This window comes from Hymenobacter koreensis (assembly GCF_039541855.1).
Taxonomy (GTDB): Bacteria; Bacteroidota; Bacteroidia; order Cytophagales; family Hymenobacteraceae; genus Solirubrum; species Solirubrum koreensis.
In genome coordinates this window covers 1-25,678 of the sequence record NZ_BAABHA010000006.1, presented here as the reverse complement: position 1 = coordinate 25,678, position 25,678 = coordinate 1, and the positions used below count along the sequence as shown (strand labels likewise).

At 56.6% G+C, this 25,678-nt stretch carries 19 protein-coding genes and 2 tRNA genes; 10 read left to right on the top strand and 11 right to left on the bottom strand.

Annotated elements, in window-relative coordinates:
• Nucleotides 1-73: 73 nt before the first annotated feature.
• Both ABD903_RS11210 and ABD903_RS11205 read left to right on the top strand, forming a co-directional pair.
• Complete coding sequence (locus ABD903_RS11210) at nucleotides 74-1,696, top strand: SBBP repeat-containing protein (RefSeq protein WP_345224233.1); 1,623 nt, start codon at nucleotides 74-76, stop codon at nucleotides 1,694-1,696.
• A gap of 1,025 nt (nucleotides 1,697-2,721) precedes the next feature.
• Nucleotides 2,722-4,524 (top strand): hypothetical protein, encoded by a 1,803-nt coding sequence (locus ABD903_RS11205; protein ID WP_345224231.1) that lies wholly within the window; start codon nucleotides 2,722-2,724, stop codon nucleotides 4,522-4,524.
• 457 nt (nucleotides 4,525-4,981) lie between these two features.
• On the opposite strand, the gene ABD903_RS11200 is transcribed toward ABD903_RS11205, so the two are convergent.
• From ABD903_RS11200 to mutS, 3 genes are all read right to left on the bottom strand, one after another.
• Nucleotides 4,982-5,065: transfer RNA gene (locus ABD903_RS11200), tRNA-Leu, on the bottom strand.
• 60 nt (nucleotides 5,066-5,125) lie between these two features.
• Nucleotides 5,126-5,198: transfer RNA gene (locus tag ABD903_RS11195), tRNA-Gly, on the bottom strand.
• Nucleotides 5,199-5,341: 143 nt separating this feature from the next.
• Nucleotides 5,342-8,080: a DNA mismatch repair protein MutS gene (gene mutS / locus ABD903_RS11190; RefSeq protein ID WP_425555459.1), complete on the bottom strand. Its 2,739-nt coding sequence runs from the start codon at nucleotides 8,078-8,080 to the stop codon at nucleotides 5,342-5,344.
• Between the two features lie 192 nt (nucleotides 8,081-8,272).
• On the opposite strand from mutS, the gene ABD903_RS11185 reads away from it, so the two are divergent.
• The 4 genes from ABD903_RS11185 to ABD903_RS11170 all read left to right on the top strand — a co-directional run bounded on the left by ABD903_RS11185 (nucleotide 8,273) and on the right by ABD903_RS11170 (nucleotide 13,077).
• On the top strand, nucleotides 8,273-8,818 hold the full coding sequence (locus tag ABD903_RS11185; RefSeq protein WP_345224230.1) for an RNA methyltransferase: 546 nt from the start codon (nucleotides 8,273-8,275) through the stop codon (nucleotides 8,816-8,818).
• 131 nt (nucleotides 8,819-8,949) lie between these two features.
• Nucleotides 8,950-11,607: a M36 family metallopeptidase gene (locus tag ABD903_RS11180; RefSeq protein ID WP_345224228.1), complete on the top strand. Its 2,658-nt coding sequence runs from the start codon at nucleotides 8,950-8,952 to the stop codon at nucleotides 11,605-11,607.
• Between the two features lie 94 nt (nucleotides 11,608-11,701).
• A complete protein-coding gene (locus tag ABD903_RS11175; protein WP_345224227.1) occupies nucleotides 11,702-12,115 on the top strand; it encodes a hypothetical protein in 414 nt (137 codons plus the stop codon).
• Nucleotides 12,112-13,077 (top strand): J domain-containing protein, encoded by a 966-nt coding sequence (locus ABD903_RS11170; protein ID WP_345224225.1) that lies wholly within the window; start codon nucleotides 12,112-12,114, stop codon nucleotides 13,075-13,077. The genes ABD903_RS11175 and ABD903_RS11170 overlap by 4 nt, the downstream gene beginning before the upstream one ends.
• A gap of 59 nt (nucleotides 13,078-13,136) precedes the next feature.
• On the opposite strand, the gene ABD903_RS11165 is transcribed toward ABD903_RS11170, so the two are convergent.
• A complete protein-coding gene (locus ABD903_RS11165; RefSeq protein ID WP_345224223.1) occupies nucleotides 13,137-13,904 on the bottom strand; it encodes a TerC family protein in 768 nt (255 codons plus the stop codon).
• An 87-nt stretch (nucleotides 13,905-13,991) separates the two neighbouring features.
• Nucleotides 13,992-14,489 carry a YajQ family cyclic di-GMP-binding protein gene (locus tag ABD903_RS11160; RefSeq protein WP_345224221.1) on the bottom strand — a complete coding sequence of 166 codons (498 nt, stop codon included), beginning with the start codon at nucleotides 14,487-14,489 and terminating at the stop codon, nucleotides 13,992-13,994.
• 148 nt (nucleotides 14,490-14,637) lie between these two features.
• Here ABD903_RS11160 and ABD903_RS11155 point away from each other — a divergent pair, with 148 nt between their 5' ends.
• Together ABD903_RS11155 and ABD903_RS11150 are read left to right on the top strand one after the other, a co-directional pair.
• Complete coding sequence (locus ABD903_RS11155) at nucleotides 14,638-15,078, top strand: GNAT family N-acetyltransferase (protein WP_345224219.1); 441 nt, start codon at nucleotides 14,638-14,640, stop codon at nucleotides 15,076-15,078.
• 42 nt (nucleotides 15,079-15,120) lie between these two features.
• The gene (locus ABD903_RS11150) at nucleotides 15,121-15,615 is read left to right on the top strand and encodes a PaaI family thioesterase (RefSeq protein WP_345224218.1); all 495 of its coding nucleotides are present in this window, start codon (nucleotides 15,121-15,123) and stop codon (nucleotides 15,613-15,615) included.
• Between the two features lie 93 nt (nucleotides 15,616-15,708).
• Here ABD903_RS11150 and ABD903_RS11145 read toward each other — a convergent pair whose 3' ends face one another.
• A complete protein-coding gene (locus tag ABD903_RS11145) occupies nucleotides 15,709-16,719 on the bottom strand; it encodes an NYN domain-containing protein (protein WP_345224216.1) in 1,011 nt (336 codons plus the stop codon).
• 468 nt (nucleotides 16,720-17,187) lie between these two features.
• On the bottom strand, nucleotides 17,188-17,943 hold the full coding sequence (locus ABD903_RS11140) for a metal-dependent hydrolase (RefSeq protein WP_345224214.1): 756 nt from the start codon (nucleotides 17,941-17,943) through the stop codon (nucleotides 17,188-17,190).
• A 224-nt stretch (nucleotides 17,944-18,167) separates the two neighbouring features.
• Here ABD903_RS11140 and mfd point away from each other — a divergent pair, with 224 nt between their 5' ends.
• A complete protein-coding gene (gene mfd, locus ABD903_RS11135) occupies nucleotides 18,168-21,632 on the top strand; it encodes a transcription-repair coupling factor (protein WP_345224212.1) in 3,465 nt (1,154 codons plus the stop codon).
• A gap of 194 nt (nucleotides 21,633-21,826) precedes the next feature.
• Here the strand turns inward: mfd and ABD903_RS11130 are convergent, their stop codons facing one another.
• Complete coding sequence (locus tag ABD903_RS11130; protein WP_345224210.1) at nucleotides 21,827-23,287, bottom strand: RNA-binding domain-containing protein; 1,461 nt, start codon at nucleotides 23,285-23,287, stop codon at nucleotides 21,827-21,829.
• 98 nt (nucleotides 23,288-23,385) lie between these two features.
• Between ABD903_RS11130 and ABD903_RS11125 the strand changes: the two genes are divergently transcribed.
• Nucleotides 23,386-23,523: a hypothetical protein gene (locus tag ABD903_RS11125; RefSeq protein ID WP_345224208.1), complete on the top strand. Its 138-nt coding sequence runs from the start codon at nucleotides 23,386-23,388 to the stop codon at nucleotides 23,521-23,523.
• 181 nt (nucleotides 23,524-23,704) lie between these two features.
• Here ABD903_RS11125 and ABD903_RS11120 read toward each other — a convergent pair whose 3' ends face one another.
• Genes ABD903_RS11120 through ABD903_RS11110 form a run of 3 tightly spaced genes read right to left on the bottom strand, consistent with a single transcriptional unit; the run spans nucleotide 23,705 to nucleotide 25,569 of the window.
• Nucleotides 23,705-24,502, bottom strand: coding sequence for a hypothetical protein (locus ABD903_RS11120; protein WP_345224206.1), 798 nt, complete (start codon nucleotides 24,500-24,502; stop codon nucleotides 23,705-23,707).
• Nucleotides 24,492-24,644, bottom strand: a complete 153-nt coding sequence (locus tag ABD903_RS11115) for a hypothetical protein (protein ID WP_345224205.1) — start codon at nucleotides 24,642-24,644, stop codon at nucleotides 24,492-24,494. The genes ABD903_RS11120 and ABD903_RS11115 overlap by 11 nt, the downstream gene beginning before the upstream one ends.
• 4 nt (nucleotides 24,645-24,648) lie before the next feature.
• A complete protein-coding gene (locus ABD903_RS11110) occupies nucleotides 24,649-25,569 on the bottom strand; it encodes a DGQHR domain-containing protein (protein WP_345224203.1) in 921 nt (306 codons plus the stop codon).
• Nucleotides 25,570-25,678: the final 109 nt, after the last annotated feature.

The following is a 25,678-nucleotide window of genomic DNA, read 5'->3' as shown; positions in this document are numbered from 1 at the left end:
AGCAGGTATTCCGAGCTACGGAGTAGCAGCATCGTGCGCATTCCAAGCCCACTATTCCATCCTCGTAGCAGCTATGAAGGCTCATTTCCTCTCCTTTATCCTGATTTTTCTAGGCCACCTGTGTCTGGCACAGACCAGCTGGCAAAACGCTCACCAAACGCCCTTTTTCCCAAATGCCGTAGCTGTTGACGCCACTGGGCACAGTTATGTGCTGAGCTCGTTCAGCGGCAGTCTGGCCCTGGGAGCCACTACCCTCGTCAGCCAGGGCCAGAGCGACTTAGTTCTGGCCAAATACACCTCTACCGGTGCCCTGCTCTGGGCCACGAACATCGGCGGAGCCGGCGCCAATGCCTATGGGAAGGGCCTGGCCGTGGACGCGCAAGGCAACTGCTACCTCACCGGCGGATTTTCGGGCACGCTCAACTACCACACCGGCGGCGCCACGCTCACCACGCTGTACCCCGGCCATACCGGAACCTTCGATCAAATCATCGTGGCGAAATGCGCCCCTAACGGCACCGTGCTGTGGGCCCGCCAGGGCGGCTCGGCCGACTACGCCAGTTGGGGTAATGCCGTGGCCATCGATGCGGTCGGCAACTGCTTTGTCACGGGCCGGCTTAGCGGCTCCACCGTTGTTTTCGGTCACCTCACCCTACGCGGGCCGGGTTCCCGGCAAATCTTCGCGGCCGCCTACGATGCCAACGGCACCGTGCAATGGGTGCTACCGATGAGTTCTTTCCTGAACAACGCCGGCACCGGTATTGCGGCCGATGGCATAGGTAATTGTTACGTAACCGGCAGCTTTCATGGGCAGCTAATTCTCAGCACCACCGGCGCTATGCTGCTGCAGGCCCCGCCCGGCAACGCCATTTTCCTGCTCAAGATCAAAGCCAAGCACGGCAAACTGCAGTGGGCCCAGCAGGCCAGCAGCTCACTCGGTGAAGCCGAGCCAGCCGGCCTCACCGCCGACCGACACGGCAACTGCTACCTCACGGGTACCTTTCGGGGTACGGCCAGCTTCGGCAGCGTTACCACCACCGACAGCCCCAATCTGCGCGCCTTTCTGGCTCATTACACCAGCAACGGCCGGCCGCAGTGGGCCCGCGCCATCGGCACCGATTCCCGGGGTATGGCCGTCGTTAGCAATACAACCGGCATTTATGCCCTCGTTAATCACGAGGCGCCTTCCAGTTACTTGAGCATCGCCGCTTTTGATGACGAAGGCACCTTGGAGCGCGAGTACACCAACGGCGGCACTGGCAGCGCGTTTGGCACCTCATTGGGTGTGGGCGCTCAGCGGAACCTCGCCGTAGCAGGTATTTTCAGCGGATCAGTCGCGTTCGGTTCACATGCTTTGGCTGGGCCGGCTAACAGCAACTTTGTGGCGCGCTTAAACGCTAATGTCGCCAGCAAAACCCTGCCCATTACCGGCAGCGCCAGCCCCGAAACACTACAGCTCTACCCAAACCCAGCTAAAGACAACCTAACGCTGATTATTCCCACCGGCTGGCGGCAAGACGCGGTACAGGCCGCTCTTTATAACCGTTTCGGCCAAACTGTACTACAGCACACAGTAAGCAGCCCCGATGCCAACCCTACCCTCCGGCTCGACCTTGGGCAGTTGCCATCCGGTCTTTACACGCTTCGCCTCACCGGTAGCGGCAAAACCTTGAGTCAACAGGTAGCAGTGGAATAGCCCACCATTTGCTAGTCGAAATACCGCTTGAACGGAGCAATAGCCTGCACCTTCTCCAAGACTTGCCGGAGCAATTTTGCTTAGTATCCCACATAACAAAAAGCCCTTTCTACCGGCTGTAGAAAGGGCTTTTTGTACCAGAGATGGTGATTCTGAACTTGATGTATACCGGATCGAAAGTGGCCTTCCTAATGGTTACCATGAAAGCAAAGTTTACCAGCCGGTTCAGTGCCTCGCCGCAAGTACCGCCAGATTCTCCTCGTTACAGTTCGTGATTTTCATGCAGTAAATGGTGTGTACTCAGGCCGCCTTTTATCAGGCGACGTCGGAGTAGAGGCGAAACCTAGCAGTGATAATCCGACGGACGTGACTGATGGCGTTAGTAATAAAAACCGATGCCTAGAAAAGTGTTATGAAAAACCGCCAAGTAGCAGTACGTTCCAATATCCTTTTGGCATGTGAGCCTAGTGTCTATAAACGGTATTCTTATGAACATCTTCCCATACATCAACCGTATATTATTTTTCATCAGGTACCTTAATTGTCCTCCTATTTGCATTGGTTTCAAAAGGCATGCTACAACCACGGCCGAGCGCACCCAGCTCAAGCAACTTTTCACCAACGCCCACTAGCGCCGGTTCGACGTAGTGGTGTTCTAGGCACTGGACCGCTTCAACCGCGAGGGCGTGATCTGAACGCTTAATCATCTTCAAAAATTGACGGCCGCCAGCGTGCAGTTAAAAAGCTATACCGAGCAGTACTTAGACAGCACCAGTATTTTAAAAGATGGCATCATTGTCATCCTCGCGGCCCTTGCCAAACAGGAACAGGTACGCCTCGGTGAGAGAACTAAGGTGGGCTTGACAAAGCATAAGGAGTCAAGTTGAGCCGACCAACAATAGTGAATACTTCCATGGTGTAACACATCCAACGGCTTAGAGGCCGACCCCTCATACCGTGTAATTGGCAAAGCTCTGGAAGTGGTATCCAGCACTGTTAGTAAATACTTAAAATCATAGGATCTAATGCCAAATGATATAATAAAAAGTCCTACAAAAGAATTTCAAGCGGTAGTAGCTTTTGTCTTCTGGTTTCTCGCGACTTGTTGCATTTATACAGCAATTGTCCTGTATACAGCTAACGAACAAGACTTATTTGATCTAGCGGCGCTATCCCAAAGATGGACCGGCGACAACCTGATAACCAGGTTTGAGCAATTGTCTTTAGTGCTTGGTGCAATGGCTGCCGCCTTTTCTTTTTTAGGCGGATTAGTGCTATTTGCGTTTAGCAAACCTTTTAGTGAAAGTCATTCCGACTGGCCCTCAGAATTAAAAGAAATAGGCAGCAGCTTAACCGTTGCTTGGTTTTTGCTCCCACGCAGGGAGAGGCAAATAGCGTTGGGAGCATTGCTGATGCTAACAGCCATCCGGTTTGTTATAAGCCTACTGCTGCATACGTTCGACGATATTGCCTCCTATAGTTCCTTTGTGCAGGAAAAGCTGATTGTTGTGGCCAGCTACTACCCGGTGCCCAACAACCATATCCTGAGCAATACCATCAGTTGGCTGTTTTATCAGCTCTATCCTGGGTATTGGTGGAGTATGCGGGTGCCAATACTGCTTGTAAGCACCATTGGTACTATCGGTTGGTTTTTAGGCCTCCTGCGCCTGACCAATTTTCGTATTGCGGCCATTGCCACCGGCCTGTTTAGCTTCCTGGAATTAAGCCTGTTTTACGCGGCGGAAGGCCGGGGTTATGCGCTGATTTTCGTCTGTTGCAGCCTCGGTTTCTTCTGCTCTTTTTCCCTGGCTAAGTCACAGGCCAAGCACACGGTGTGCTGGTTGGGCTTGTTGGTGGTCGGTATATTGGGCCTGTACGCTGTACCCACCTTCGCTTACTTCCTGGTAGCGGCCTACAGCTGGTTGGGGTGGCAATTGTGCCGCAAGGGCGAAAGCAGCCGCCTGATTAGCTTCGCCTTGGTGGGAGCAGCCACGGTGTTGGGCGCGGTGCTGCTGTACACGCCCGTGCTGTTGGTTTCAGGGCCGCGGGCGTTGGTGCACAACAAGTTTGTTCAGCCCCTGGCAATGGCACGCTTCTTCAAAGAATTACCGACGTATCTGTTCCGCGTGGAAGGGGCGCTGTTAGGCGAGTCACACAATGGGGTGTTGGCCTCGTTTCACGTAGGCTCCTTTGCGGCAGGCCTCGTTGTCATCGGCTTTTTGCTGCTGGTATATGCCGCGCGCACGGGCCGATTGGCGGAGTACCAAACGAAGCGCGTGCTTTCTGTGGGCATGGCCAGCCTGTGGTTTCTGCTGGTGCCCTACCTACTCATGATTGCCCAACGTGTTCAGGCGCCAGACCGGGCCTTTTTGTTCAAAGCAGCTTTTATGTTCGTGCTAGTGGGCATCGAGTTGGACTGGCTGCTGCACCAGTACCGTGCCATGGGTCGCCGCTTGCCCATCGTGTTGGGCTGTGGCGCAGGGCTGTGGGCCAGCGTACAGCTAGGGCAATTGTATAAGTCGAATCAGCTGCGATTTTCTTATGCGAGCAACGCGCATGCGGCGGCGCAATGGCTGCTCGATCAGCAGCCCGGCCCAATACTGTCGCATAGCCCAGGATACATTACCTCGACCACACAGTTCTTTATCGTCAAGCAGCGGCCCGCTTCCGCCCTACGAATTGACGAAACGCCCAGGCAGGGAGTACGCTACCGATATCTAATCAACCCGACTTCTGCCGGGCTCCATGCGGAGCAAACGCATTTACCAAGTCTGCATCTACCTAAGACTGAAAACGCAGAAGCCGTTACCATTGTCTCGCTCTGGTGACGTACGTTAATCGTATTGCAGATGAAGTGCAAGAGATTCTTCTGTCCTTAGATTAAACCAGCCGTGAAGTTTGGGTAATGATTTACAGTTCCTTTCATCATTACCACTTATGTGCCTTCGCTCCACACTCCTTTCCCTCACTGTTACCTTGATCGGTAGTACTCCACCACCCGCTTCCGCCAATCAATCTGGTTAGATAACAGCAAGCCTTAGCACTACTGGCAAACTTGCCAAAGGCTAGCAACCCACAGTATCGCCATGCCAGCCCTCCTCCCGCTAGGTCATTGCGCCCGTAGATTCCACAAGCGTGCGCAGCATAACGGTTGTCTAGTAGCTCCCGTAGTGAAAGGTTGATAGGCGGGAAATGCCAAAAAGCCGAATAGCCCCTGGGTTTCTGCATTGAAAACCTAGGGCCTATTCGGCTTTTTGCGGCCATTACGGCCATTACGGCCAATTGTACCAGAGACGGGAATCGAACCCGTACTTCCTTGCGGAAAAGGGATTTTAAGTCCCTCGTGTCTACCAGTTCCACCACTCCGGCCGGTGCAGCGGACCTGCACTAAAGTAAAAAAGGACGCTGCCTGGGCAACGTCCTTTTTTGAGCGGGAGACGAGGTTCGAACTCGCGACCTCGACCTTGGCAAGGTCGCGCTCTACCAACTGAGCTACTCTCGCTTGAGTCAACCACCGTAGTGGCTAATGGTGCGACAAAGGTACAGCGAAAATTTATTTTGTCAAGAGGCAGGGGCAAAAAATTTCTACAGAAACTGCTTCTACTTCATTTTCAGGCACATTTTTTCACAGCTCGACTATACCCGTTAGCTTTTCTTGGTTAGCGCCAGCTTCAGTTCGTTGAGCTTTAGGAGGGCTTCAATCGGACTCATCGTGTTGATGTCCAAGTGTTGAAGCTGCTCACGCAGGCGTTCCAAAACGGGGTCGGCGGGCTCGAACATACTGAGTTGCAATGTGGGACGCGGCGCCGAAGCGACGGGAGCGGCTGGGCGGGCCTGGGGGCCCTGCTTGGTGCGGCCGTTGCTGCTCACGGCCGGCTCAGCTTCTACTAACTCTAGTTCGGGTGCATCGGCTACCTGGGCCCGCTCCTCTTCCAGGTGGTGCATGATTTCGTTGGCGCGCAACACCACGGCAGGCGGCATGCCGGCCATGCGGGCCACGTGAATGCCGAAACTGTGCTCGGAGCCGCCCTCCTGCAGCTTGCGCAGGAACAGAATGCGGCCGTCGGCTTCCTTCACGGCCACGTTGTAGTTGCGCACCCGCGGGCATTGTTCCGAAAGCTGATTGAGCTCGTGGTAGTGCGTGGCGAACAGCGTTTTGGCGCGGGCCTTGGGGTTGTTGTGCAGGTGCTCCACAATGGCCCAGGCAATGCTGATGCCGTCGTAGGTGCTGGTGCCACGGCCGATTTCGTCCATCAGCACGAGGCTGCGGTCGGAAAGGTTGTTCAGGATGGAGGCCGTTTCGGTCATCTCCACCATGAACGTGCTTTCGCCCTTAGATAGGTTGTCGGAAGCGCCGACGCGGGTAAACACCTTGTCGATTACGCCCACGTGGGCGGCTTCCGCAGGCACGAAGGAACCAATTTGGGCCAGCAGCACAATGAGGGCCGTTTGGCGCAGCAGGGCCGATTTACCGGCCATGTTCGGGCCGGTAATGACGATGATCTGCTGCTCGTCGCGGTCGAGGCGGATGTCGTTGGGGATGTACTGTTCGCCGGGCGGAAGCTGCCGCTCAATTACCGGGTGGCGGCCCTGTTTAATGTCGAGCAGCGTACCGTCGTCCACCGTTGGGCGTACGTAGCGGTGCTGGCGGGCGGTGGCGGCGAAGGAGCCCAGGCAGTCGAGCACGGCCACGGTGCGGGCGTTCTGCTGCACCTGCGCCAGGTACTCGTTGGCGGTTAGTACCAGCTCGTCGTAGAGGCGCTGCTCAATTACAAACAGGCGCTCCTCGGCGTGCAGGATTTTCTCCTCGTACACCTTCAGCTCCTCGGTTATGTAGCGCTCGGCGTTTACCAAGGTCTGCTTCCGAATCCACTCCGTAGGTACTTTATCCTTGTGCGCGTTCGTGACTTCGAGGTAGTAGCCAAACACCTTGTTGTAGGCCACTTTCAGCGACGAAATACCGGTGCTGCGCTGCTCGCGCTGCTGCAGCTGCAACAAGTAGTCCTTGCCCGAATACGCAATGGCGCGCAGCTCGTCCAGCTCTTTGTCCACGCCATCGGTAATGACGTTACCCTGGTTGGTGAGCACACCGGCATCGGGCCGGATTTTGGCCTGAATTTCCAGCCGCAGCGCGTCGCAGGGGTTGATTTGGTCGGCTAGTTTTTGCAGCGCACGTACGCCGCTGGCCTGCAAAAGCTCGCGCACCGGCCCCAGAGCCTCGAGGGCGCGGCTGAGCTGCAGCAGCTCCCGCGGGTTTACGCGGCGCACGGCTACTTTGGAAATCAGGCGCTCCAGGTCGTTGATCTGCCGCAGCTGGTCGCGCATGGCCTCTAGCAGTTCCGGCTGCTCGTGCAGGGCCTGCACGGTATCGAGGCGGCGCTGAATCTGGGCGGCTTCTTTCAGGGGCAGCACCACCCACTTGCGCAGCAGCCTCGCTCCCATCGGCGTGAGGGTTTGGTCGAGCACTTCAATAAGCGGCACCCCACCGGCGTGCTGGGCCTGTAGCAGCTCCAGGTTGCGCACCGTGAAACGGTCCAACCACACATACTTGTCTTCCTCCAAGCGGGCGATGCTGCCGATGTGGTTGATGTCGTCGTGCTTGGTTTCGGCCAGGTAGTGCATAATGCAGCCGGCGGCCACAATGCCCTCGTTTAGCGTCTCAATGCCGAAGCCCTTGAGCGAAGTCGTCTTGAAGTGCCGGGTGAGCGACTCGTGGGCGTAATCGAACCCGAACACCCACTCGTCCAGCGCGTAGGTACAGAAGTCGGGGCCGAAGTGGCTTTCGAAGTCGCGGCGGCTGGTTTTGCAGTGCAGCACCTCGGCGGGGGCGAAGTTCTGCAGCAGCTTGCCCAGGTAGCCCGCGTCGCCCTGGGCCACCAGGAATTCGCCGGTGCTGATGTCGAGGAAGGCAATGCCGGCCTGTTGCTTGCCGAAGTGCACGGCGGCCAGGTAGTTGTTCGAGCGGCGCTCCAGCACGTTGTCGTGCAGGCTCACGCCGGGAGTTACCAGCTCCGTGATGCCGCGCTTCACCAGGCCCTTGGCCTGCTTGGGGTCTTCGAGCTGGTCGCAGATGGCTACCCGCTGCCCGGCGCGCACCAGCTTGGGCAGGTAGGTATCGAGAGAGTGGTGCGGGAAGCCGGCCAGGGCCACTTCCGAAGCCGTGCCCGCGCCGCGCTTGGTTTCCACGATGCCCAGAATGCGGGCGGCCGTGACGGCGTCCTCCCCGAAGGTTTCGTAGAAGTCGCCCACCCGGAACAGGAGCAGCGCGCCGGGGTGCTGCTGCTTGAGCTGGTAGTACTGCTTCATCAGCGGCGTATCGGCCACGGGGGCGGGGCCGAGGGTGCCGTGGGTGCGGACGGGTTTCTTAGCGGTAGTAGGTTTCACCTGCGGAGGATCGTGCGATTAGCGGCGGCAAAGCAGCCTCGTGTGGGGTGCGAGGAAGTGGTTTTGCCGGTTAAAAGTGTGGCGTAAGCTGAACTTCGTTTCCCTTCGGTTTAGCTTGCGGCTTCGTCTGAACAGTGGGTTCGGGCGGTATCGTTCTGTTGCTTGCCCGAGCGGCGGCTTGGGCTTACGAAAATGCGGAAACTAACCATCCAGGAACTGAACCGTCACTCGGTTGAGGACTTCAAAAATACAGAGAAATTCCCCTTGTGCGTGGTGCTCGATAACGTGCGCAGCCTGCACAACGTGGGGGCCGCGTTTCGCACCTGCGACGCCTTTGCCGTGCAAAAGCTGTGGCTGGGTGGCATAACCGGCCGCCCGCCGCACCGCGACATCACCAAAACGGCGTTGGGCTCCACCGAATCGGTGCCATGGGAACATGCTCCCAACGTACCGGCCCTGGTGCAGCAGCTCAAGCAGGAAGGCTGGCAGGTGGTAGCCGTGGAGCAAACCAACCAAAGCATATTGCTCCCCGAGTTTCGGCCGGTAGCGGGCAAGCCCCTGGCGCTGGTGTTCGGGAACGAAGTTTTCGGCGTCGACGACGAAGTGCTAGCGGTGTGCGACGCGGCGGTTGAAATTCCACAGTTCGGCACCAAACACTCGCTCAATGTCTCGGTAACCGTGGGCGTGGTACTGTGGGATGCCGTTAGCAAGTTGACAACGTTTTCGCATTCGGCTTAACGTATTTGCAATTGAATTGGCATTTTAACGCCATACCCACCAAACGCTTGTTCGGATATATCGCCTGTCGTGCTTATCTTTAAGTCCCCGCCATGGCGGTGGGGAATTGGTGCTATCCTCAAATTCTCTCAATGACTTACAGCTTTACTCAGTACGGCCGTTCGCTGGTGGTTGCCGCTGCCCTCACCGTACCCACGCTTGGTCTGGCCCAAAGCCCGGCTCCGCTCACCCAAGCCATCAGTCACCTTTCGGCTCAGCGCGCCAAGTTTGGCCTGACCGAAGCGGACTTGGCCAATCCGGCCGTTACCTCCCAGTATACCGACTCCCACAACGGCGTTACCCACGTATACCTGCGCCAGCGCGTGTTGGGCATTGAGGTATATGGCGCAGTAGCCGATGTTCACCTTGACCGCAACGGCCGGGTAACCCTGGCTCACAGCTCTTTTGTGGGGCAGGCCGCCCAGGCGGCTCGCACCGTGGCGCCCACCCTCACGCCCGAACAGGCCGTATCCGCAGCCGCCCGTGCCCTGAACATGCCGCCGCCTATGGGCCTGCAGCGCCAGGGCGAAGGCAGCATTACGGCTGGCTTGCGCTTTAACGACGCCGGTATTTCGTTGGAACCCATTCGGGTGAAGCTGATGTACCTGCCCCGCCCTGACGGCACGCTGGCCCTGGTATGGGACGTAGAACTGTACACCAAAACGGCTGACCATTACTGGAGCGCCCGCGTAGACGCGCAGAACGGCACCCTGCTCGATAAAGTCGACCTCGTGGACCACGAGCTCGTGAGCTTTGCCCAACGCGGACAGCGCATGGCCGACCTGCTGGGAGCTACGGCGGCTCTCACCGTGGGCGACGAGCAGCGCCCGAACGTGCCCAACACCTACAACTCTTTTGCACTGGGCGTAGAAAGCCCGCTGCACGGCGTACAGTCGTTTGTGAGCAACCCCGCCGATGCCGTGGCCTCGCCCTTTGGCTGGCATGATATAAACGGTACTGCCGGCGCTGAATACACCTACACCCGCGGCAACAACGTGCATGCCTACGAGGATGCCAACGCGGATAACCTGCCCACTACCCCCAGCAACAGCCCCGACGGCGGCGCTACCCTGGAGTTCAACGACGCGTACCTGCCCACCGGTACCCCTCTGCAAAACCGCCGCGCCGCCACCACCAACCTCTTTGTGTGGAACAACCTGATGCACGACGTGATGGCCCGCCACGGCTTCACGGAACAGGCCGGAGCCTTCCGTACCACCAACTACTCGGGCTTGGGCTTGGGTAACGATGAGGTGCAGGCCGAAGCCCAGGACGGCGGCGGCTTCGACAACGCCAACTTCGGTACTCCCGTCGACGGCCAGCGGCCGCGCATGCAGATGTACCGCTGGCAGCAGCCCGGCGTGCGGCCCATTACCGTTACGGCCCCCTCGCCGGCTACTTACAACGCTACCGATGTACTGGGCGTTTTCGGCCCCGACCTGCTGGCCTCGGGTCCCGTTAGCGGCAACCTGGTGGTAGTAAACGACGGCTCGGCCAACGGTGCCCGGGGCTGTGGCACGCTGCTGAATGCCGCGGCCATAAGCAACAACATTGCCCTCATTAGCCGGAGCCGCAAGTGCGCCTACATCGATCAGGTGCTGAACGCCCAAGCGGCTGGTGCCCGCGCGGTTATCATTGCCGATTCGGTTACTTCTACCGCTTTTCCGCAAATTTTCAGCAGCTCCCCGCTGGTTTCGCAGGTTACCATTCCTATTCTGGGCGTTACCAAGGCTACCGGCGACGTGCTGCGGGCCAGCGTAGCGGCCAACCCCGTCACGCTGCGCCTGGCACGTAATTCCCAGCGTGACGGCGACTTCGACAACGGTATTATTGCCCACGAATACGGCCACGGCATTTCCAACCGCCTCACCGGCGGCCCCGGCCAGGCGGGTTGCGTACCAGGCTCCATTAACGGTTTGGCTACCGAAGGCATGGGCGAAGGCTGGAGCGACTTCTTTGGCCTGTGGATGACCACCCCTACCCGCAGCGACGGCACAACGGCCCGCGGCATTGGCAACTACGCCACCTACCAGCCCACCACGGGCGCTGGTATCCGCTTCCAGCCTTACTCCACTAACTTCTCCATTAACAACCACACCTACGCCAAAGTCGGCATCGCCCCCCACACTGCAACCCACGCCATCGGCGAAATTTGGGCGGCTACACTTTGGGATTTGAACTGGGCACTGATTGACCGCTACGGCTACAACGCCAACCTGTACGCGGCTACGGGCGGCAACAACATCTGCCTGCAGCTGGTGCTCGATGGCTGCAAGCTGCAGCCCTGCGTACCCGGCTTCCTCGACGGCCGTAACGCCATTCTGAAAGCCGATTCGCTCAACAACAACGCCGCCAACTCGGCCCTGATCTGGCAGGTTTTTGCCCGCCGTGGCATGGGCTTTAGCGCCGTGCAAGGTTCCAGCCGTGTTATCAACGACCAGGTAGCGGCCTTCGACCTGCCCACCGTACTGTCAACCAAAGCCCGCCTCTCGGCCGAGTCGCTGGCCTTGTTCCCGAACCCTGCCGAAGACCGCGTAACCGTGCGCATGGCGGCTGGCAGCCAAACGCCCGTGCTCGTGGAGCTGGTGAACCTGCTGGGCCAGGTGGTACAAAGCACCACGGCTTCGGCTGCCCTGCTGCAGCGCGACGGCGTGGAGCTGAACACCGCTAACGTGGCCGCTGGCGCTTACGTGGTACGCCTCACGGGCTCCACCGGCACGGCTTCGCAAAAGCTGATGGTACAGCACTAAGCGGATCTGCTTTCCAATAAAAAACGCAACGCCCGGCCCCTTTGGCCGGGCGTTGTTGTTTACCCGGTATATCCGGCCTTACCTACTTTCCGACATGATTTCTGCCGATGAAGCCCTGCTGGCCCTGCGCCCGGTTGTGGACACCGAGCCCACCCAGGCTGATACGCCCGATCAGCTCCACCACCACACGCTGCGGCCGGTACTCAAGCTGCTGAACCCTCGGCTGCTGCTACTCATGGCCGATTTCAGTCGCGACTACCGCCTGCCGCTGGCCACGGCCGCCGCACCCGACCAGCAGCGGCTGGTGGTGGAGCTGCTCCAGCGCAACGCCCGCCTGCAGCATACTGTAATAGGCATGGTGTGCGGTCTGTTTACAACCGCTGAATACACGCTGTACCGGCGTCAGCGGTCTGAAATAAACCGCCGGATTCTGGAATTAGCCCGGCAGCGGGTAGCCACGCAACTGCCCGAAATCGTTAGGTTAGCAGCCCTGCCCGATGCCGTGTGAAAACCTATTACCAAGTACTGGAGCTTAGCGAGCAAGCCACCGCCGCCGAAATCCGCCAGGCTTATTTACGCTGGGTGCGCCTCACCCACCCCGACCGCACCCCCGACCCGGCTGCGCACGCCCGCTATTTACTGGTAAACGAAGCCTACGACACGCTCAGCAAACCCGAAAGCCGGGCCCGTTACGACGCGCGCCTGCGCGGCGGCAACGCCATGCCCGCCACGCAGCCGGCTGCGGTACCCACTGTCCCTTTCCCTGGCAATGCCTATCAGGTATTGCGCGTGCCTTATTCGGCCACGGCGCCCCAAATAGAGCAGGCGTACCGGCGCATCAGGCAGGCGTTGTTAGCGGTGCCAGCCGATCCGGCACTGCGGGCACATTTAGCGCAGGTAGAGCACGCGTACGCCACGCTGGTTATTCCCTGGTTACGGCAGCTGCACGATGCCCGCGTACGGGGCCGCAAACCCGACAGGCCGCCCTCCCTTTACGCCGAACTATACCAGCGCTACTCCGGCATTGGTAGAGCTACCTGCTGGACGCTACTTGTTTTTTTCGGGCTGATTCTGGTTGACCGCAGCTGGACGCTTACTTTTTCCAGCGAGCAGCCCCTGAGTGTGCGCGAGTACCGCGGCCGCGGCGACTACCACTGGGTAACTACGCCGCACGCCGCTTTCCGGGTAGTGGGCACCTTCCCGGCGGGTACCTATTTCGCCATTGAGCGAAGCGCGGTGCTGCAGCAGGTACGCCGGTACCAGTACTGGCGGGGCGCTAAACCGGCCTCGGGCGTTATCAATTACGATTCCGGTAGCGTGTACGGAGCGCTGTTCTTCTTTCCGGTGGCCATGGCAGGATGCGCCGCTTTCGGTTTATGGCGGCGCAGGTCGCCTAAACGAACCGTGGATTCCGCCGTTTCCGGCGTGCTGCTGGCCGTTGTGGTAGTGTACTTGTTTATGGCGCTGTAAACGCAAAGCGCCCGCCCCGGCAAAACCGGAACGGGCGCCCAACAGACCACGAAAGCTGGTTAGTCGAAGGTAGAATCGCGCAGGTGCACGGGCTCTACTTTCTTGCGCAAACGCATGTTCAGCAGCTCTACCAGCAGGGAGAAGAACATGGCGAAGTAGATGTAGCCTTTCTCGATTTCCTTGTGGAAGGCTTCCATTACCAGCATCACCCCAATCATGATCAGGAACGACAGGGCCAGCATTTTAATGGTGGGGTTACGGTTCACGAACGTGCTAACCAGGCCCGAGAAGGCCAGCATCACGGCCATGGACAGAATAACGGCCAGAATCATGATCAGCACGCTGTCTACCAGGCCCACGGCCGTCAGGATGGAGTCGAAGCTGAACACAATGTCGATAACAATGATTTGCAGGATGATGCGCGTCATGGTGCTGTACACCGGGGCGCCGCCCTCGTGCTCTTCTTCGCCCTGGAGCTTGGTGTGAATTTCGGTGGTGCTCTTGCCAATCAGGAACAAGCCCCCGAAGAACAGGATGATGTCGCGGCCGGTCACACCGAAGTTGCTTTCAGTCCAGGGCAGATCGATGTGGAAAAGCGGCTCTTTCAGGCCTACTATCCAGGAAATGCTCAGCAGCAGCCCAATGCGGAACAGCAACGCCAGCACCAGCCCAATGGTGCGGCCGCGCTGTTGCTGCTCGGGCGGCAGCCGGTTGACGACAATGGAAATGAAAATGATGTTGTCGATGCCCAACACGATTTCCATGAACGTGAGGGTGAGCAAGCTTATCCACGCCTGGGCGTCGGAGAAGATGGAAAAGTCGAACACGGCTGTTTGAAATGAAGGGCTTTGGGAGGTAGATCCTGAGGGCGGAATGTTGAGCTAAAGGCCGACCTCACATGTGCCTAACGGCAATTAGCTTTTCATGTTTACAAACTGCAGCGGCTGGCCCAGCGTGGCGGCATTGGCGCGCAGCAAGGCAATAACGGCTTGCAGCTCGTCAATCTTTTTGGCCGTTACCCGCAGCTGGTCGCCCTGAATCTGAGCTTCCACTTTCAGTTTGCTGTCTTTGATAATCTTCTGAATCTGGCGGCTGAGGTCTTTCTCGATGCCGGCGCGCACCTTCAGGGTTTTCTTCACCAAAGCGCCCGAAGGCTTTTCGTCGGCAGAGTAGTCGAGGCAGGTGGCATCGAGGCCCTGCTTGATGACGCGGCCCATCAGAATATCTTCCATGGCCTTGATTTTCATGGAGTTTTCCGACGACAGCTCGATGCTGTTGTCGCTCTTGTTCAGCTCGAAGCCGCCTTTGGTGTCGCGGAAGTCGTAGCGCGTTTGCAGCTCTTTTTTGGCGGTATTAACGGCGTTTTCCAGCGTTTGCGGGTCTACTTTGCTGACGATATCAAACGAAGCCATGCACAGGGGCAGTAAGGTGAAACCATGGCCGCCCGGCTTGTACAGACCGGGCGGGACGCCAAAGGTTGGCTAATTTGGCAAACTATCCAACGCAGCCGGCCCGCAAACGGTCGAACGCTCCGCCTGCTTTTTTACGTTTTGCCCGCTCATGCCCGTAGAAACCCCGCACACTGCCGCCGACTGGACCGCTTATTACCGCCTGCGCTTTGCGGTGCTGCGCCAGCCCTGGCAGCAGCCCGCAGGCTCGGAGCGAGCCCCCGACGACGACCAGCCCACCACCACCCACGCCCTCTGGCGTGCCCCCGACGGTAGCGTGGCCGGCGTGGCTCGGCTCAGCCCCGGCTCTACTCCCGGCCAAGGGCAAGTGCGGTACATGGCCGTGGCTCCGGCCTGGCAAGGCCACGGCGTAGGCCGGCAGCTCATGGCCCATATAGAAGGTACCGCCCGCCAGCAGGGCCTCACAGAGTTGGTGCTGCACTCCCGCGAATCGGCCGTGGACTTTTACCAGCGCCTGGGCTACGCAGTGGTAGAACCTTCGCACACCCTGTTTGGCGTAATTCCGCACTTCCTGATGCGCAAGCAATTGTAGCAGCAGCTCATCCAGTAATTACCTTTTCGCTTTCCTCGCACCATGACCGAGCAGCCCGATGTAGCCGCCCTGGTGGCTTTTTACAACCAGATTAACCACTACGGCCGCACCAACGGCCTGCAGCTTTCGGTGCAGGCGCCCGGCCGCGTTACCTATACCATGACGGTGCGCGAAGACCACCTCTCCTCGCCCGGTATCTGCCACGGCGGCGTGGTGGCGGGCCTCATGGATGCCGTGCTGGGAGCCGCCGCGCTTACGCAGGCTTTCGTGGAGCAGGAGTTGGTTTCCACAGTAGAGTTCAAGATGAACTTCCTGCACCCCGTGCGCCTGCACGACGAACTGGTGGCCCACGCCCGCGTAGAGCACCACGGCAAGAGCCTGGTGGTGGTGGATGGCACCATTGAGTGCCCGGCCCGGCAAGTAACCGTAGCCCGTGGTCTGGGCACGTTTAACCGTTACCCCGCCTCCAAGCGCGATTTTATTCAGGCCCTGACGGGGCAACTGAGCGCCGAACCCGATGCGCCGCAAACGGCCTGAACGCAGCGCGGCCGGACGCAGCGGCTCCCCACGTGGGTAAGCAACTGGTCCGGCCGCGATGCAAAACCGGGCAACTAATTCGGGTAATTACTTCTAGAGCTGGCTCGTTTCAGCCGACTCGGGCTCGTGCTCGTTGTCGTACTCCTCGTCCTCCTCTTCGGTTTCGGCGGGGGCATCCACTTTGCGCACGTTGCGGGCACAGTCTTCGTTGCGGTGGTTGCGGCCTACGGTGAATTCCACCCAGTCGCCTTCGTGCAGCTCGTTGAAGTCCTGGCCTTCCGACATGTCGGCGTAGGAGAAGAACAGGTTGTTCGGCGGCATTACCACGAAACCGTAACCGTTCTTCAGGTTCTTAATGGTGCTAATGCCAATGGAGCCTTCGGGGCCGGCGGCGGTGGGCACGTAGGCCGGGCGCGGGGTGGCTACGTTCGGGTACGCCGAGGGCTCCGGCGTGTTCACGAACAGCTCGTCCACGAGGGGCTCGTACTTGCTCACGGGGTTGTCGATTACCTCGTTCATGGCTACGGCGTAGTTCACCGTTTCCAGCAGCAGCTGCGAAGGGCGGGTTACGCGGTTTTCGCCTTTGAAGTCGGTGTACTTAAAGTCCCAGCTCAGCAGCATTACGCGGGTACCCACGGTGTTCAGCTTCTTGATCAGGGGCACGTAGTCGGAGTCGCCGGCAATGAGGACCACCACGTCGAGGTGCTTGGTCATCGAGAGTTCGAGGGCTTCGAGGGCCAGCCATACGTCCACGCCTTTTTCCTGCAGGCGGCCGTCGCGCGTCTTCAGGGGCATGTAGTGGGTCTGGATCGACATGTTCATCAGGATGTCGTCCAAAAGGCGGTCGTGAAACAACCGGTCTTTTTCGCGGGCCTCCGTAGCCGAGAGGCGGCCGCGGAAGAAGTGGGGTTCGGTTATCTGGCACAGGCGCACATCGGCGTCCTCGTCTTCGGCCACTTGATGGCAGATAAACTCGTGCAGACCCTCCAGGCTAATGCGCGCTTTCCGCTCGTGCTGGAAGTAGTAGTAATCACTGATCTTCAGGAAATAATTGCCGTCATAGAAGACGCCGATCCGGATCAGCGGGCTATTCATCGTGTTCATGCAACAGGGTGTGTGTAAGATGTAGAAAAAAGGGGCGCAAACTCCGGGCCCGGTAGCCGAAAGTGTTCAAAGGTACAAACTGTATAGTGAAGTAAGAATGTATTTCATATCGCAGATGATCAGGGAGTAGCGATAATTCATTGTTAAATAAATCCAATAACAGAGGATTGGTGTTAACCCAGCAGAATTGATGCAAACTCCTCGAAGCTCCAGCGCACTATGCCAGGGTGGTGGCGACAATTAAGAGATAGGCACTAATAACTCCGACAGGATGCATCGGCTAGGCAGTACAATGTTACAAATTCTTTGAAATCAAAACCTAAAAGAACCTATCTAAAGACTTGAATTTAATGTAAAATACCTATCCAGAGCACATTAGCCATGTTTATGCTCGAAAAAATGTAGATGCTTTAATTTCAAAACTTTATGCAAATATAAATTATCCAAGTTCAATATATTCAATTTCTCTTATATAGGCAATAATGTTGTACCGAACCGTTGCCACAGGAGCAACGCCACTACCAAGCCGTACCCCACGCAAATGGCTACTTCCAACATGTTGCCCGTGGCCGAGCCGGTGCTGATGAGCGGTAGCTTGATGGCCTTGTCGGAAAGCGGCAGGAAATACCGGATGCCCGACTTGGTGAGCGTATCGGCCAGCAAATGCGACATATAGCCCGCGCCGGCGTACGCGGCCACGCCGTGCCAGCCCAGGTCCTTGTTGGCCAGGTAGCCGATGTAGGTCCAGAGCGCGGCCGCCCAGATGGTGTGCGTCCAGGAGCGGTGCGTGGTGAACGGCGCCGTGGCCACAAACGCGCCGAGCAAACTCAGCCACAACATTTCCCAGTACAAGCCGCCCAGCACGGCACCCACGCCGGTAAACAGCAGCGCCAGCTTGCGCGCCGACTGGTTTTGCATGGCCATGCCGATGAGAAACATCGAGAGGGCCGCCGTTAGCGCCACGCGCTTATTAGGGCCCGCCGGCAGGTTAAAGTGGGCGTACAGGGCCAGCAGCACGGCGGCGCCGGCAAAAGCCCAGCGCACGAAGTTCTGGGCAAAGCCCAGCCGCTTGCTCAGGCGCGAGCCGGGGTGGTCGAGGTCGGGGGCGAGGGAGGAAAAGCCGGCCAGCGCAATGCCGGGCAGCGAGAGTTTCAGGTCGGGCACCACGGCGGCTATGCCGGCGCCGGTAATCAGGCCAATAGCTAAGTGGGAGGAACCGCGCACGTAAAGAGTCGCTATAGAGGTAAAAGAGGATGGCGAAAGTACGGCTCTAATTTTTCAGAAAAGCGCACGTACTGTCTGAACACCTGCTCTTACGAGTTGAACGACACGATGTGGTGGCCGAAAGGAAACTTTCGCCCCCCGGCGGCGGTATTGCTTTCCGTGTGCCCGACCGGAATTCTGTCCCGGCCGGGCTTCTACCTTTGCCGCTCCCTAGCCCGCTCTACGTGCAAGCTTCCGAATTCCTCCGCCTCTATTCGCTCGATACCGATATCCAGACCCTGGCGCTGCGCCTGCAGCCCGCCACGGCCGACAAGGCCCTGCGCCTGCACCTGCGCGGCCTGGTGGGCAGCCAGGACGCTTCGGTGGCCGCCGCCATTCACCTGGACCGCCCCGACGAGCACCTGCTGTTTGTGCTGCACGACAAGGACGAGGCCAGCTACTTCGCCTCCGACTTGCAGCACCTGGTGGGCGACCGGGAGGAAGTGCTGACGTTCCCCAGCTCCTACAAGCGCGCCTACTCCTTCGACGAGACGGAAAACGCCAACGTGCTCATGCGCGCCGAGGTGTTGAACCGGCTGAGCGGCCGCTCGGGTGAGAAGGGCAAAACCAAGGACGAAAACGCCAAGGCCAACGCCAAGAAAGACGGCGAAAAAGCCCCGAAAGGCGCCTTAATTGTTACTTACCCCGAGGCCCTAAGCGAGAAGGTGATTAACCGCCAGAGCCTGGTGCAAAACACCTTCAGTTGCAAGGTGGGCGACCGGCTCGACGTGAATTTTCTGGGCGAGCTGCTGGCCGAATACGACTTCGAGCGTACCGATTTTGTGTACGAGGCCGGCCAGTACGCCATTCGCGGCGGCATTGTGGACGTGTTCAGCTACGCCAACGAGCTGCCCTACCGCATCGAGCTGTTCGGCGACGAGATTGAGAGCATGCGCACGTTTCTGCCCGACAACCAGCTGTCGGTGGAGAAGAAGGACCAGATCAGCATTGTACCGAACGTGCAAACCAAGCTGCTGCAGGAAAAGCGCGAGTCGTTTCTGGAATTCGTGCCCGCCAATACGGCCATCTGGATCAAGGACGTGCGCCAGCTGCTCGACATTGTGGGCGAGCAGTTCGACAAGGCCGAGCAGGGCTTCCAGTCCATGCTGCAGGAGTCGAGCGGGCAGCAGATTGTGTCGTCGCCGGAGGATTTGTTTGAGACGACCAAGGCGCTGAAAAAGCACCTGGAACGGTTTCCGGTGCTGGAGTTCGGCAAGCGGTTTTACTACAAAGAGGCCGAGCAGGTACCCTTCGCCTCCAAGCCGCAACCCAGCTTCAACAAGGACTTTTCGCGCTTGGTGAAGGACATGCACCAGAACCAGGAGCGCGGCCTGACCACCATTATTGCCGCCGACTCCATGCGCCAGATGGATCGGCTGCGCACCATTTTCGACGAGCTGGACCACGAGGTGCGGTTTCAGCACCTGGCCGTGTCGTTGCGCGAAGGCTTCATCGACGAGGACCGGAAGCTGCTCGTCTACACCGACCACCAGATTTTTGAGCGCTACTACCGCGCCCAGGAGAAGCGCAAATTCTCCAAGAAAAAGGCCCTCACGCTGAAGGAGCTGCGTACCCTACAGCCCGGCGACTTTGTGGTGCACCAGGACTACGGCATCGGGCGGTTTGCGGGCCTCACGCAGGTGGACATCAACGGGCACTTGCAGGAGGCCATCCGGCTGGTGTACCGCGACGACGACGTGCTGACCGTGAGCATTCACGCCCTGCACAAAATTGCCAAGTACAGCGGGGCCGAGGGCACGCCGCCGAGCATGAGCAAGCTGGGCTCACCCGAGTGGGAAAACAAGAAAAAGGCCGTGAAGCGCAAGGTCAAGGACATTGCCGCCGACCTCATTCGGCTCTACGCCAAGCGCAAAACCGCGCCGGGCTACGCCTTTGCCCGCGACTCGTTTATGCAGGCCGAGCTGGAATCGAGCTTCATTTACGAGGACACGCCCGACCAGGCCAAGGCCACCGAGGACGTGAAAAACGACATGGAGCAGCCCCACCCCATGGACCGCCTGGTATGCGGCGACGTGGGCTTCGGCAAAACCGAAGTGGCCATTCGGGCCGCCTTCAAGGCCGTGGCCGACGGCAAGCAGGTGGCCATGCTGGTGCCCACCACCATTCTGGCCATGCAGCACTTCAAAACCTTCCGCGACCGGCTGGGCGAGCTGCCGGTAACGGTGGATTACATCAACCGCTTTAAAACCACCAAGCAGGCCAAGGACACCCTTACCAAAGTGGCCGAGGGCAAAACTGATATCCTCATTGGCACGCACCGGCTCACCAACAAAGACATCAAGTTCAAGGACCTGGGCTTGCTCATCATCGACGAAGAGCAGAAGTTCGGCGTGAAAACCAAGGACAAGCTCAAGGAGCTGAAGGTGAACATCGACACGCTCACCCTCTCGGCCACGCCCATACCGCGCACGCTGCACTTCTCCCTCATGGGCGCCCGCGACCTGAGCGTAATTGCCACGCCGCCGCCCAACCGCCAGCCCGTACAAACCGAGCTGGCCGTGTTCGACGAGCTGCTGGTGCGCGACGCCATTGCCCGCGAGCTGAAGCGCGGCGGGCAGGTGTTTTATGTGCACAACCGCGTGAAGGACATCGAGGAGCAGGCCGCCATGATTCTGCGCCTGGTGCCCGATGCCCGCATTACCTACATCCACGGGCAGCTGGAGGGCGAAGTGCTGGAAAAGCGCATGATGAAGTTTGTGGAGGGCGAGTACGACGTGCTGGTGTCCACGAACCTGATTGAGAGCGGCCTGGACATTCCCAACGCCAACACCATTATCATCAACCGCGCCCACCTGCACGGCCTTTCCGACCTCCACCAGATGCGCGGCCGCGTGGGCCGCTCCAACAAGAAAGCCTACTGCTACCTGCTCACGCCGCCCGTGGCCGGCCTGCCCGCCGACGCCCGCAAGCGCCTGAGCACCCTGGAGGAATTCTCCGACCTGGGCGCCGGCTTCAACGTGGCCATGCGCGACCTAGACATTCGCGGCGCCGGCAACCTGCTGGGCGGCGAGCAGTCGGGCTTTATCAACGACCTGGGCTACGAAACCTACCACCAGATTCTCGACGAAGCCGTGCAGGAGCTCAAGGAAACCGAGTTCCGTGACCTGTTCCTAGGCGACACGACCGGCCGCCTGAAAGACGCCGCCGGCCTGGGCCGCCCCAAGGAGTGCAACATCGAAACCGACCTGCAGATTCTGATTCCCGAGAGCTACGTGAGCAGCGTATCGGAGCGCCTGCAGCTGTACTCCAAGCTCGACCGCGCCAAAAACCCCGAGGAGCTGCGCAAGCTGGTCACCAGCATCGTGGACCGCTTCGGCCCCCTGCCCGCCGAGGTGGAGCAGCTGGCCGAAATTGTGCGCCTGCGCTGGGCCGCCTGCCAGGTGGGCTTCGAGAAGCTCACCCTCAAGCGCAACCTGATGAAGGGCTACATTCCGGCCACCAACAACGAGCCCTACTTCCAGGGCGAGCAGTTCGGCACGGTGCTCAACTACGTGCAAACCCACCAGCGCACGGCCAGCATGAAGGAGCGCAAGGAGCAGCTCATCGTCAGCTTCGAGGACGTGCCCAACGTGCAGCACGCCAAACGCATCCTGCACGAACTGACGGACGCGGAAGCGGTGGGGGTTTGAGGTTGTAATACAATTGTACCAAGCCAGCGGACTGACAACTAATCTAGCCCTAGAATGCATACCGCCCGTGGTAGCCAAGGCTGCGGTGTCGGATGATGACCGGGGTAAGCGAAGTATTGTCTCCGGCCCAGCATAAGCGGACACGAGCGGACACGATGTCCCTGTTGGCGGACCTGATGTCCGCTCGTGTCCGCTTATGTCCCCTCATCCAGTTGATTCCAAGCTTCGTGTAACTCGTAAGCGTTACCATTCAACACAACTAGCTCATGTTCGCGCAGTATTGCCATGTCCCGCCGGATGGTGCGGCCCGTCACATTTAACTGCGCAGCTAGTTGGGACGAGGTTTGTCCCCCTGATTTTCCGAGGATTTCCAGCGCATAAATCATACGAGTGCGCATTGCGCGTGGCAAATCCAAATCAGACAGTACTATACCGGCCTCTTGCACCAATGCCAGATCCGTTGACCTGTTATTGCTCAAGTTCGGTATGGGAATAACTGTTTTGAAGACATCCTCTTCTATGAAGTGAGCCTGCTGTCCTGGTGCGTACTCTCGCAGACCGATGGTTACATTACGGATACCAGAACCCAACTCATCTACACGCCCTAATTGACCGAAGAAGTTTGCAATTGTTGGATTCTTTGGAAACGGCGCGAATTGTTCGGGATTGATCGGCCCGTAGTGTGTGGGTTTGTTGGCGTTACGCACCTCCACCCGATCAGAGTAGACGATGAAGCTGGCCGGAGTCGGATTAATGTATTCGCGGTGCACTATGAGGTTGCCAACCACCTCACGAAAGATAAATTCCCGCAGGCTACGCCGCTGTCCTTGCTGCAGGAAGAATTTATCCGGCAGATGACGCTCCGCAAAGTTCATCAACTGGCTATATCCGTCAATCAGGTTGGTCCGGATATCGATTCGATCATCGTACCTATCTAAGTCAACCCGACGCACCAATGCATCTATCCGGTAGTGCGGCAACACGTTGTGAATTACTTCGTCCCGGCCCAGCAGCAAGGTGGCAGCAAGGGTAAAACCTGTTTGCCCCGTTTGATAATCCCTTTTCCAAAGTCCTGACTGACGCATCAGTTCCATGTCGTCCAGCGCCAGCCACGGATGGTTAGGTCGATTGTTGCGGATGAGGGTCCGGACGCGGGGTAACAACTCCGGCTTGAAGTCTTCCATTTGCAGGAACGGATAAATTCGTCCCTCGGTATAAAAGCTGCTTTTACGGACATACAGTTGGCTGATGTCCGCGTCGCTCAGGACGCGAAAGTCGCCTTCGTGTCCCCGGTCATACACGATGTTGTCGCACCGATGCACCTGTGAGCTTTGCGGCACATACACATACAGGAGCAGTTGCTCATCCAGTCGAAGCTCGGTCAACTCCAGCAGCATCGGCGGGTGTAGCTTGTTAGGATTGTTGCTCAGCGTAGCAAAATCCCGCTTCAGTTGATCAACCAACTCCGGCACTACGCCTTGCAGGTGTCCGTCGTCACGTACGCCGAGGATCAAGTAGCCGCCTTGTCGATTCAGAAAAGCACAAACCGTTTCGAACGCGTCTCGAGGAAGACCCCGAAGCGCTTGTTTGAATTCTACTGAAATACCTTCACCCTGGGCAATTATATGCCGCAGTTCCTGAGCAACTAAAGCCATACCGACACCAACTTAATGATAAAGCGAAGGTAAGCACCCCGGCCACCAACAACGAGCCCTACTTCCAGGGCGAGCAGTTTGGTACGGTGCTCAACTACGTGCAAACCCACCAGCGCACGGCCAGCATGAAGGAGCGCAAGGAGCAGCTCATCGTTAGCTTCGAGGACGTGCCGAATGTGCAGCACGCCAAGCGCATTCTGCACGAGCTAACGGACGCGGAAACGGTGGGGGTGTGAGATTGTGACTCAGCATGTCTACCAGATCCTGAGTTGAGCGCAGAATCGACGTCACCGGTGGTAGTCATGGCGTGGCTACTGTACCGGATAGGGACTATATAAGCTAAGCGGCACTAAAAGCTACAATAAAAGAACGCCCCGACGGGCGGCGTTCTTTTATTGTAGCTAAACAACCATCTAATCAAATAAATATCTTTGAGCACGCCACGTCATTTTCGTAATCTAAAATCAATCTCTCGTTTTTTATCACTTCCAAACCAATGTTACTATTACTAATATCGTTTTTTGCGAGCAAATACCGTTTCAAAGGAACAGCCAAACAAGAATACTCTTCTTGAAACAAGAACACACCTTCATTGTCAGACAATAACAAGTCAAGAAGCTCAGAAAATGAATTGTTTTTGATATAATCATCTATATCCTCCCAAAAATATGGAGCATCAGGCTCTGAAAAAGTTTTAAATTTATAGTTAATTTCCTCACGCTTTTGCATCATCCACTCATACGCATTCATACCGTTTATTGTATTGGATTGAATAAAATCATACGCAGTTAAAATATTGGAAACCACATACATAGTAACTCTATGATCCGTTTTATACATTGCTGGTAGTTGAGTCAATGAATTACTTGTATTCAAATTACAGTACATTAACTCTCTCATGTGTCTTAAAAAAAACACTCCTTTTAAAGCCAAGGAACACCTTAGCAAATAAAATATAGAATAATAAAGTTTTACTGTCGCCCAAGAATACAATCTGTTTCTAACCCCCACCAAGCCTTCTTTCAAAGACAAACTTCCTTTATAGTAAAAGGCAAGAGCATCGTCGTGTAATTTCTCTTTTAATACATGCTGATGAACAGAAGATAATGAAAGTTGTTTCAGCTCGGAATCTTTGACCACTTCCCAAGAACTACCAAGATCAACTATGACCGTATTTTCAAAATAATTTTGAGACTCTATTTTACTAAAACTCATATTGATCCTGCTCTGGAATTTCCGAGGACATATACGCCCCTAAATAATCCTTTATTTTTTTGCGGGCAGTTTTACCATCAAGACCTTTTATATCATCCTGAGTCAATAATGGAGCATCGTCCAATTTTAAAAGCGCCTTCATTGTATCAACAGTGAATGATTCTTTTTTCAGCACATTTTGGCAGCATTTGCTCTATAAAAAACTCTATAGAGGCAACAACGCCAGCATTCTTCGTGAAAGGATTTTTTCCTTTAGAAGACCATAAGTCCTTTTCCAGGTAATAAGATCTTATTGAATTGAAGTAGTTAATAAACAATACCTTCTGCCTGTTTAAATCAGTTATGTTGTAATTAGAAAAAATACCTGCTGGCTCTAGATGCTTTTTCAATGAAGTAACTATAGTAGAAAGATCAATATGCCCAACACCCCAAGGGGAACCCGGGAATTTAATCATCTTATAATATGCCGAATCAATATTTTCGTTCAAATCAGACGCAATATCCTTTGCTCTATTTATAGCATGCTCTTTATCGTTTTCAACAATTCCAAATAAATTAAAAATCAAACTCTTTGGCACTGGCTTCTGTTCAGTATTTATATTCAAGAATATATCAGCTGCTTGAGCAGTACTGAGGCCATTAGACAAAATTACAACTATGTCCTTTTCTCCGATAGCAGGATCTACTTCCATCGCGGATTGCAAACCAGCCAAGCGGTGTTGCCCATCTATAACTTGAGCAGAATATGGAATAATAGGAATTGTAATTATCCCATCAACGTGTTCCGGTTTAACATTTTTCTCAGTCCAATTCAACAAGAACGCGTTAAAGAAAATTTTCCCTGTCAATAAATAATCTCTAATAGATTTTATTCTTGCCTTATTTAACACCCTCTGGACTGCCCCTTCTTCATTATCCTTGCCTCTTACGGCAACATAATGTATGAACACGACATCTTTAACTTTCATCGATTGAATCGTAACGTCAATATCATTAAATTTTGATTTTAATGAGTTAACGGAAACAACTTTATGACTTAACTGAGTTACTTTCGGAAGTGTTGGCATGATTCAGTGAATTTGTAAGTCAAAGGTTATAACTTTTTTTCTCACTTAGAGCGTGTTTGGGAATTGGTTGGGGGCTAAAGAAAAACGAGCCAGTAAGTTGCAGGCGGAG

Excerpts from the sequence above, each read along its gene's own strand:
- ABD903_RS11185 (WP_345224230.1), top strand. The coding sequence starts at position 8,273 with ATGCGGAAACTAACCATCCAGGAACTGAACCGTCACTCGGTTGAGGAC.
- ABD903_RS11130 (WP_345224210.1), bottom strand. The coding sequence starts at position 23,287 with ATGGCTTTAGTTGCTCAGGAACTGCGGCATATAATTGCCCAGGGTGAA.
- ABD903_RS11110 (WP_345224203.1), bottom strand. The coding sequence starts at position 25,569 with ATGCCAACACTTCCGAAAGTAACTCAGTTAAGTCATAAAGTTGTTTCC.
- ABD903_RS11175 (WP_345224227.1), top strand. The coding sequence starts at position 11,702 with ATGATTTCTGCCGATGAAGCCCTGCTGGCCCTGCGCCCGGTTGTGGAC.
- ABD903_RS11145 (WP_345224216.1), bottom strand. The coding sequence starts at position 16,719 with ATGAACACGATGAATAGCCCGCTGATCCGGATCGGCGTCTTCTATGAC.
- ABD903_RS11205 (WP_345224231.1), top strand. The coding sequence starts at position 2,722 with ATGCCAAATGATATAATAAAAAGTCCTACAAAAGAATTTCAAGCGGTA.
- ABD903_RS11120 (WP_345224206.1), bottom strand. The coding sequence starts at position 24,502 with ATGAGTTTTAGTAAAATAGAGTCTCAAAATTATTTTGAAAATACGGTC.
- ABD903_RS11155 (WP_345224219.1), top strand. The coding sequence starts at position 14,638 with ATGCCCGTAGAAACCCCGCACACTGCCGCCGACTGGACCGCTTATTAC.
- ABD903_RS11180 (WP_345224228.1), top strand. The coding sequence starts at position 8,950 with ATGACTTACAGCTTTACTCAGTACGGCCGTTCGCTGGTGGTTGCCGCT.
- ABD903_RS11210 (WP_345224233.1), top strand. The coding sequence starts at position 74 with ATGAAGGCTCATTTCCTCTCCTTTATCCTGATTTTTCTAGGCCACCTG.
- ABD903_RS11115 (WP_345224205.1), bottom strand. The coding sequence starts at position 24,644 with ATGAAGGCGCTTTTAAAATTGGACGATGCTCCATTATTGACTCAGGAT.
- ABD903_RS11160 (WP_345224221.1), bottom strand. The coding sequence starts at position 14,489 with ATGGCTTCGTTTGATATCGTCAGCAAAGTAGACCCGCAAACGCTGGAA.
- ABD903_RS11150 (WP_345224218.1), top strand. The coding sequence starts at position 15,121 with ATGACCGAGCAGCCCGATGTAGCCGCCCTGGTGGCTTTTTACAACCAG.